Source organism: Frankia sp. CoWAU3 (assembly GCF_977971855.1).
Window position 1 is genome coordinate 2,689 of sequence record NZ_CDWWXB010000072.1, and the last position, 8,200, is coordinate 10,888.

The following is an 8,200-nucleotide window of genomic DNA, read 5'->3' on the forward strand; positions in this document are numbered from 1 at the left end:
CACTCGTCCCGCCTCGCCCAGGCTCGCCGCTCGACCGGCGCCGGCAGCCACCGGCGGGGCGGCGCGCGGTCCGGGTCAGGCGGGCCGTCCCGCGTCGGGGCCCGCGCGTCAGCACCTGCGGCGGCCGGCCTCGCCCGCCCCACGCCGGCGGCTGCCGGCCCCGCACCGTCGTCCCACCCCCCGGACCAGCATGCGCCGAACCCTCCTCGGATCCGCCGCGCTGATGCTGCTCGCCGTCGCTGGTGCCGCCATCGCCGACGGCCAGGAGAGTACCCAGACGCCGGGGTCCGTCGCGGTGCCGACGGTGTCCTCGGTCGTCGCCCCGGGCGTTGCGAACGGCGTCCCGAGCCGGCTCACCCCGATGTTCGCCCCGGTCCGGGTGTCCTTGCGCCGTTGATCGTCCGCCCGTTCGGGCCGACTTGAGCAAATTCGGGCCGACCCGGGCGAACACGTTCCCCATCGACCCGGTCGGGGGTGTTTGAACGGGGGTATTCGGACGGGGTAGGCCGTCCCGGGTGCCGGGAGGCGGTCGGGGCCGTGAGTTTCAGGGGGTCGCCTGCTCCGTCTCTCGGCGCCAAGCCCTGGCTGGTCGCCTTTTCCGGCTGTCCGCCCCGGTCGCCGCCGGAAACCGGCGGGACGCATCTTTCCGGTACCTGAAAGACATTTTCTGGGTGTTCTGGAGGAGAGGTCTCGTCTGGCCTGATGTGAGGCTTTACCGTGTTACCCGCTCGGACGCGTCGCGCGTGCTTTCCAGGACGGAACCGGTCGCCGGCGTTCCGCCGTGCCATGCGACGAGCGAGTCGGGGAGGACGTGTGGACGTCAGCGACAACGAGGTGCCTGTCGCGAGCGTGGAACCGGTCGACCCGCCCGTACGGCCCCGACGTCTCGAGCGGTCATCCACGATGCGGTCGGTTCCCGCCGGCCCGGGCCACCGCGCCGATCCTTCCCGCCCTGGCGTCCCGCGAGCCGCCGGCGCGGCGCCTTCCGCCACCGACGGCAAGCCGCGGACCGATCAGGCCGGTGGCCGGGTCGCGGCGGCGCGCGACGAGACGACCGTCCCCTCGACCGGCGGGACGATACCCGTCAGTCGGCTCCGCCTTCCCGCCGCGCCCCGGCCCACCACGGCCGGCGGTGCTGGGCCGCGGGTACAGCCCGGGGTGGTCGTCCCCGTGCAGCCGTCGGGACCCGTGCAGCCGTCGGGACCCGTGCAGCCGTCCGGGTCGGAACCGGCGGCCGGGACACGCCGTCCGCAATCGCCTTGTACGGCATCCACCACCGCGATGACCGGGCCGGCGGAGGAGACCCGGCCCGAGCGGCGACCCACGGCCGCCGGGACGCCGGGCACGGGTAGCCCGGCGGCACGCGCTCCTGAGCCGGGCCCGGGGACTCCATCGGGTGCGGGGCCATCGGGTGCGGGGCCGCAGCCGCGGCCCACAGCCCGTGAGGGTGCGACGCCGGAATCCGGGGCGGCGCGGATTCCGGTGCGTCAGCCCGGCCGGCGTCCGCCGACCCTCCCACCCGGTGAGGACAGGCCCGGCTCCGCTCCCGGAGGGCATCGCCACCCCCGGCATTCCGGGCGGGTCGAGGGGGCCGCTTCGGGCGCGGGTGCTTCGGGCGCGGGTGCTTCGAGGACGGGCGTTTCGGGTCTGGGGGCGCTGGGCGCCCGGGCGGGCTGCGACCCGGGCGCCGCCGCGACCGACCGCGGGCGCGCTGCGGCGGACGGGAACCCGCGGGAGCCGTCGGGAGGCTTGCCTACGGTGACCGCGGTGCGTGGCTTCGGCACGCAGCCGCCGGCCCCACCGCCCGCCGAGACGGGCTCCCCGCGGGCCTGGTCGCCGACCTCGACGCCGTATCCGCTGCCCGCGGACTCCGACGGCGGCGGCTCGAACGCCGCGCCGTTCGCCGACGTCCTGACTGGTCGTTCGGCGCCGCGGGGGCGTCTGGTCGCTCCCGGTCGCCCGGTCGTTCTCGGTCACCGGGTCCTCCTCGCGAGCATCCTGGTCGCGGGTCTGCTGGGTGGGGGAATCGGTGCGCTGCTCGTCTCGATGACCGAGCGCGGCAGCGACCAACAGGCGTCGGCGGCCCTGCCGGTCGGTACCGCCGCGCCCAGCTCCGACCGCAGGTCGGTCGCGTCGATCGCCGCAACGGCTCTGCCCAGTGTGGTGACGATCGATGCCGGTGGCGGGGGGGACGGCGATGCCGCGGGTACCGGCTCCGGGGTGATCATTAGCCCGGAGGGGTACATCCTGACGAACAACCACGTCGTGGCGTCCGCGGTCGCCGCCAGAACTCCGATCTCCGTGCGCCGCTACCAGGAGTTCGGCCAGGTCCGGGCCGACCTGGTCGGGCGGGATCCCAAGACTGACATTGCCGTCCTGCGGATCCCGGCCCCGCAGCCCCTGCCGGCGGTGACGCTCGGCCAGTCCGGCTCGCTGGTCGTGGGAGCGCCGGTGGTTGCCATCGGGGCGCCGTTCGGCCTCGCCGGCACCGTGACGACCGGCGTCGTCAGCGCGCTCGACCGCAATCCCATGGTCCCGGCCGAGAGCGGCACCGACCCCACGGTGCTCATCGGGGCGATCCAGATCGACGCGGCGATCAATCCGGGCAACTCCGGTGGTCCGCTGCTCGACGGCCTCGGCCAAATGGTGGGGATCAATACCGCGATCGCCGCGGTGCCCGGCCATGAGTCCCAGAGCCAGAGCGGCAGCATCGGCGTGGGGTTCGCCATCCCGATCGACTTCGCCCGCTCAGTCGCTCAGGAGATCATCTCGACCGGTCGGGCGACCCACCCGTACCTCGGCGTGTCAGCCGCGACCGTCACCGCCGGCCAGGCGAAGGCCATGGGGACCACGTCGGGTGCCCGCGTCGTCAACCTGGCGCCCGGTGGCCCCGCCGAGCGCGCCGGGCTGCGCGTCGGCGACATCATCACGCGGGTGGACACCAGGGTTATCAGCGGGATGAACGACCTCATCGTCGCAGCCCGGCTCCACCGGGTAGGTGACCGGGTGTCGGTCGCCTACGAACGCGCCGGTGCCACCGCGACCACCCAGCTGACACTGCAGGAACAACAGCGCTGAGCCGCAGGCATCTTTTCGTTGCCCACGAGCTCCTTGCCCGCAACACCGGGAGAGGTACGCTCAGCGCGTGTTCAACGGTGTCGGGTGGGGTGAAGTCGTCGTCTTGTTTCTGATCGGGCTGTTCGTCTTCGGCCCGGACAGGTTGCCCAAGGCCGCCAGGGACGCGGGCCGCGTGCTGCGTCAGCTGGCCAACGGCATGCGTAACGATCTCAGGTCCGAGCTGGGCCCGGAATTCGCCGATCTGGATATCCGGGACCTGCATCCCAAGACCTTCGTCCGCAAGCACCTGTTCGAGGACGATCCGGTTCTGCCGCCATACCTCACCAAGCGGACCTCGCTCGACTCGCTGCTCCTCGGTGACGATCCGCCCGCGGCGCCGTCACTGACCAAGTCCTCGCTGCCGAGAGATCCCGCGGCCAAGGATCCGGCCCGTCCCGGCGCCGAGGCCGCGGTTCCGGCGGCGCCGCCCGGTCCGGTGTCTCCCATGCTGTCGAAGGTCTCGCCGAGCAAGGCGTCCGCAGCCCGGGCCGTGCCGGCGCAGCCGGCACGGAGCGACGGCCCGGCGACAGAGGTGCCCTTCGACTCGGACGCCACCTGAGGTTCGGTGCCACCTGAGCCGGACTCGGTGCCGCCTGAGGTTCGGCGCCGCCGCCGGCTCGGTGCACCCGCCCCGGGGCGGGGCCAGCCGGGGCCGGGCTCGCGTCGATCAGGCTGCGCGAACCCGGACGGACGGCCGATCGTAGGTGTTCAGCGCCCCACCGGCGTGAGGTTGAGGCTGCGTCCGGCGAGCCCACGGGAGCGGTAGGTGAGCCGGCCCGCCACCGCGTGCAGGGCCTTGCCCGCCTCGCTGTCCGGCTCGCCGATGACCAGCGGCACGCCGTTGTCGGCGCCTTCCCGGAGCCGGACGTCCACCGGGATCTGGGCCAGCAGCGGTACGTCATGACCGAGCACCCTGGTCAGCCGCTCGGCCACCGCCGCCCCGCCGCCGGAGCCGAACACGTCGACCCGCTCGCCGCAGTGCGGGCAGGGCAGCCACGCCATGTTCTCGACGACCCCGACCACGTTCTGCCGGGTCTGCACGGCGATGGTCCCGGCCCGCTCGGCGACCTCGGTGGCCGCCAGCTGCGGGGTTGTGACCAGCAGCAGTTCGGAGGACGGCACCAGCTGGGCCAGGGAGATGGCGATGTCACCGGTGCCGGGCGGTAGGTCCAGGAGAAGGACGTCCAGGTCACCCCAGAAGACGTCTGACAGGAACTGCTCCAGGGCACGGTGCAGCATCGGTCCGCGCCAGGTCACTGGCTGGTTGCCGCGCGTGAACATCCCGGTGGAGATGACTCGCACCCCGCGTGCCTGGGGCGGCATGATCATCTTTTCGACCTGGGTGGGCGGGCGGTCGATGCCCAGCATGCGGGGCACGGAGTGCCCATAGATGTCGGCATCGAGCACACCGACCGACAGGCCCGAACGGGCCATCGCGGCGGCCAGGTTCACGGTGATCGAGGACTTGCCGACGCCGCCCTTGCCGCTGGCGACGCCGTAGACCTGGGTGGTCGAGCCTGGTTGGGCGAAGGGAATCGCTTTGGGGGCGTTGCCCCCCCGCAGTTTCGCGTGCAGGGCACCGCGTTGCTCGTCCGACATGACCTGCAGATCGACGCGGACCTCGCGGACGCCCTCGACCGCGCTGACGGCTCGACTGACCCGATTGATGATCTCGTCGCGCATGGGGCAGCCGGACACGGTGAGCAGGACCCCGACGTCGACCGAGCCGTCGTCGAGCACGCGAACCGACGAGACCATGTCCAGCTCGGTGATGGGACGACCGATCTCGGGATCGTGCACCGTCGCCAGAGCCGACTGGATCGCGTCGGGGGAAGGTCGGGATAGGGACAAGGGAAACCTCAGTCACAGGTTGGTATCAGGTGCGGCCCGCCGGGCCGCCTGTGGGTCCACGATAGCCCGCGGGGGACGTGACGGCGCCGGCTACGCTTCCCGGTCCGCCGAACACGGCGAACCGGGAAGCGTGAGCCGCCCTGTCGGCTTCACGACGGGTGCGGAGCGTGCCCATCGTCATGACCAGAGGTGATTGTGTCCTGGTATGTACCTGGTATGTGTCCCGGTGGCGGAGACGGCTGCTTGGGACGGTTTTGCGGGCGGGCCGCGACGTAGGCTGATCGTGCGGGGGCGGGAGGACGCGATGGCAGTCGAAGAGATTTTCGGCGCCAGCTCCGAGACCGGCGAGGACCGGGTCGACGAACATGGGATGCGGGCCTGGCGTGAGCTGCTGCACGCCCATGCCCACGTGACCCGGGTCCTCGAGGCCGAGCTCGAGGCGGCTCACCGGCTTCCCCTGGCCTCGTACGACGTGCTGGTCCAGCTCGCCGAGGCCCCGAACGGCGAGTTACGGATGAGCGAACTCGCCCAGGCGGTGCTGCTCTCCCGCAGCGGTCTTACCCGGTTGGTCGACCGGCTGGAACGGGAGGGACTGGTCGCCCGGCGGTCCTGCCCGTCGGATGCCCGCGGCACGCTCGCCACCCTCACCCCGCGGGGGCTCGACCGGTTGCGGGCGGCCTCGGGCACCCACCTCAAGGGGGTCGCCCGGCACGTGCTCTCCCACTTCAGCCGAATCGAGCAGGACCTGCTCGCCGAGCTGCTGGGCCGGCTGAGCCCGCCGAGGCCGGGCGGCAACGGCCGGGGGTGCGACGCGAACGCCTGAGCGGCCACGGCCTGCCGGCAGCGCGTGGCCGGCACCGCACCACGGCCGGTCATCCGGACGCGGTGATCGGGACCGCCCCCCGCGCGGTGGAGATCAACGCCTCGTACGCCTCCCGGGAGGTGGTCTCGCCCCCGAGCCCCTGGGGCTTGCTGGCGCCGTGGAAGTCACTGGAACCGGTCGCCACCAGCGAGAGCTCGGCAGCGAGGCCACGTAGCCGGCGCCGCGCGACGGGTAGGTGATCGGGATGATCGACCTCGATGCCGGTCAGGCCCGCCTTCGCCATCGCCTCGATCACCTCGGGACCGACCGTGACGCCGCGCCTGCTCGCGAACGGGTGCGCGAACACGCTCACCCCGCCGGCGCCGTGGATGAGGCGAAGCGTCTCCCAGACGTCCGGCTGCTCCTTGCCCACCCAGTACGGTCCGCCCGCGCCGATCCACCGGTTGCTGAACGCGGCCACCACCTCGGGGATCAGCCCGGCCTCGACCATGACCGCGGCGATGTGGGGGCGGCCCACCGTGCCGGCAGCCAGCTCCAGGACCCGTTCCCAGCGCACCGGATGCCCGTCCGCGGCGAGTCGATCGACCATCCGACGGGCCCGGGTGGCGCGATGTTCCCGCACCCGGGCCCGGGCCGCCGCGAACGCCGGCTCGGCCGGGTCGAACAGGTAGGCCAGCACGTGCAGGGATACCCATGCACCTGCCACCTCGACCTGGCAGGAGATCTCGGCACCCGGCACCAGGGTCAGCCCGGCAGGCAGGGCCGCGGCCGCGCGGCCGATGCCCGCGATGGTGTCATGGTCGGTGAGCGCGATGATCGATAGGCCCTGCCCGGCTGCGAGCCGGACGAGGTTCTCCGGTGACTCCAGGCCGTCCGAGGCGGTCGAATGGGTGTGCAGGTCGATGGCCACCCGCTTCATAATGCTTCATAGTGGCAGCTTTTCGCCGTGCGGCGATGATGTGGGCGGCAGGCGGTGGCGGCAGGCCGTGGCGAGACGGCGGTGCGGGCGGTGCGGGCCGTGGTGGTGGGCGACGGCGGGCGGCAGGGAGGCCTACAGGTCCAGACCGGTCAGGACCAGCACCCGGTCCTCGGTGAGGTCGGTCATGGCCGAGCGGACCCCCTCCCGCCCGATGCCGGAACCCTCCGTCCCGCCGTAGGGCATCTGGTCGGCCCGGTACGACGGGACGTCGCCGATGACGACCCCCCCGACCTGGAGCTCCCGGTGGGCGCGGAAGGCGGTGGCCAGGTCGTGGGTGAACACCCCGGCCTGCAGGCCGTAGGCGCTGTCGTTGATCCGGGCGAAGCCCTCGTCAACGCCGTCGACCGCCGCCACGACGATCACCGGGCCGAAGACCTCCTCGCTCACCACCTTGGCGGTGGGCGGAACGCCGGTCAGCACGGCCGGGCTGAGACTCGTGCCGTGGCGCGTCCCACCGCAGACGAGTGTCGCCCCTGCCTCGACGGCCTCGGTGATCCACGCCTCGACCCGTTCCGCCGCCGCAACGTCGATCAGCGGCCCCACGTCGGTGGCCGGGTCGGCCGGATCCCCGTCGTGCAGCGCCCGCACGGCGGCGACGATCTCGGCGAGCAGCTCGTCGACGATCGTGCGGTCGGCGTAGACCCGCTGCACGGCGATGCACGACTGGCCGGCCTGGTAGTTGGCGAACAGGGCGATGCGGCCGGCGGCCCGGGCCAGATCGGCGGGGGTCGCGTAGTCGGCGGCGACCAGCACCGCCGCGTTCCCGCCGAGTTCGAGGACCACATGCTTGCGGGGGACCGTGTCGCGGATGGACCAGCCCACCGGGCCGGAGCCGGTGAAGGACACCACGGGCAGCCGAGGGTCCGCGACGAGCGGGCCGAGGCGGTCGTTGGGGATCGGGAGGACCGACCACGACCCCTCGGGCAAGCCGGCCTCGGCGAGCAGGTCGCCGAGGAACAGCGCCGACAGCGGCGTGCGCGGGGCCGGCTTCACGATGATCGGCGCGCCGACCGCCAGCGCCGGCGCCACCTTGTGGGCGACCAGGTTGAGCGGGAAGTTGAAGGGGGTGATGCCCAGCACGGGCCCGCGGGGGAAACGCCGGGTGAGCGCGAGCCGTCCCTCCCCGGGGGGATCGGTGTCCAGCCTGGTCAGCTCCCCGGCGAAGCGCCGGGCCTCCTCCGCCCCCCAGCGGAAGGTGGAGCTCGCCCGGGCCACCTCGGCACGCGACCAGGTCAGCGGCTTACCGCTCTCCGCGGTGATGAGACGGGCCAGTTCGTCGCCCCGACGGGCGATCTCCTTCGACACGCCGGCGAGCGCGCCGGCGCGGACGTGGGCCGGCAGCGCCGCGAACGCCGGGGCGACCGCCGCCGCGGCGGCCACGGCCGTCTCAACCTGGTCGGGGTCCGGCTGCGCGACGACGGCGACCTCCG

General features: G+C 73.2%; 7 protein-coding genes. 4 read left to right on the forward strand and 3 right to left on the reverse strand.

What is annotated here, in order from left to right:
- Nucleotides 1–190 precede the first annotated feature (190 nt).
- The 3 genes from AC08ON_RS08950 to tatB all read left to right on the forward strand — a co-directional run bounded on the left by AC08ON_RS08950 (nucleotide 191) and on the right by tatB (nucleotide 3,676).
- A complete protein-coding gene (locus AC08ON_RS08950) occupies nucleotides 191–397 on the forward strand; it encodes a hypothetical protein (RefSeq protein WP_476616775.1) in 207 nt (68 codons plus the stop codon).
- 1,361 nt (nucleotides 398–1,758) lie between these two features.
- Nucleotides 1,759–3,078: a S1C family serine protease gene (locus AC08ON_RS08955; RefSeq protein WP_476607104.1), complete on the forward strand. Its 1,320-nt coding sequence runs from the start codon at nucleotides 1,759–1,761 to the stop codon at nucleotides 3,076–3,078.
- Nucleotides 3,079–3,145: 67 nt separating this feature from the next.
- Nucleotides 3,146–3,676: a Sec-independent protein translocase protein TatB gene (tatB, locus tag AC08ON_RS08960; RefSeq protein ID WP_476607103.1), complete on the forward strand. Its 531-nt coding sequence runs from the start codon at nucleotides 3,146–3,148 to the stop codon at nucleotides 3,674–3,676.
- A gap of 149 nt (nucleotides 3,677–3,825) precedes the next feature.
- Here the strand turns inward: tatB and AC08ON_RS08965 are convergent, their stop codons facing one another.
- Nucleotides 3,826–4,968: an Mrp/NBP35 family ATP-binding protein gene (locus AC08ON_RS08965; RefSeq protein WP_476607102.1), complete on the reverse strand. Its 1,143-nt coding sequence runs from the start codon at nucleotides 4,966–4,968 to the stop codon at nucleotides 3,826–3,828.
- A 304-nt stretch (nucleotides 4,969–5,272) separates the two neighbouring features.
- Between AC08ON_RS08965 and AC08ON_RS08970 the strand changes: the two genes are divergently transcribed.
- On the forward strand, nucleotides 5,273–5,791 hold the full coding sequence (locus AC08ON_RS08970; RefSeq protein ID WP_476607101.1) for a MarR family winged helix-turn-helix transcriptional regulator: 519 nt from the start codon (nucleotides 5,273–5,275) through the stop codon (nucleotides 5,789–5,791).
- A 49-nt stretch (nucleotides 5,792–5,840) separates the two neighbouring features.
- Here AC08ON_RS08970 and AC08ON_RS08975 read toward each other — a convergent pair whose 3' ends face one another.
- Together AC08ON_RS08975 and AC08ON_RS08980 are read right to left on the reverse strand one after the other, a co-directional pair.
- Entirely contained in the window at nucleotides 5,841–6,710 is an 870-nt protein-coding gene (locus AC08ON_RS08975) for a PHP domain-containing protein (protein WP_476607100.1), read from the reverse strand.
- Nucleotides 6,711–6,842: 132 nt separating this feature from the next.
- Nucleotides 6,843–8,200, reverse strand: a 1,358-nt coding sequence (locus AC08ON_RS08980) for an aldehyde dehydrogenase family protein (RefSeq protein WP_476616776.1), incomplete at its 5' end; no start/stop codon positions are given.